We start from the raw sequence: 433 nt of genomic DNA on the forward strand, positions 1-433 counted from the left end.
GGACAAGGTCGAGGAGAAGAACCTCAATCGCATCGTCAACACGACGCGGGGCGACATCGGACGACCGAAGGTCGAGGTGCTCGCCGGCTTCGTCGAACGGCTCGGCCTGGGCTCGCGGGTCGAGGCCTTCGCCCACGACCTCTCCCACCCCGCCGCCCTGCATGCGATCTCGACCTGCGACGTCGTCTTCGGATGCATGGACGGCGTCGAGGGGCGTGATCTGCTGAACCGGCTCGCGACCTTTTACGGCCTGGCCTACTTCGATGTCGGCGTGATGCTCGACGCCGACGGACATGGGGGCATCGGGCAGATCTGCGGCTCGGTCCACTACCTGCAACCCGGACGCTCCAGCCTGCGGGGCCGGGGCCTCTACACGGACGGCATGCTGGAAGCCGAGAGCCTCCGCAGGCAGGATCCGGCGGCCTACGAGGAC

The 433-nt window shown here is 67.9% G+C and carries 1 protein-coding gene; it reads left to right on the top strand.

Translation table 11 applies throughout. The features are described 5' to 3' along the window. Positions 1-433: ThiF family adenylyltransferase (locus ACU8YC_RS28245; RefSeq protein WP_446896428.1), on the top strand; the 433-nt coding region annotated here is incomplete at both ends.

This window comes from Citrobacter sp. VF227 (assembly GCF_052950715.1).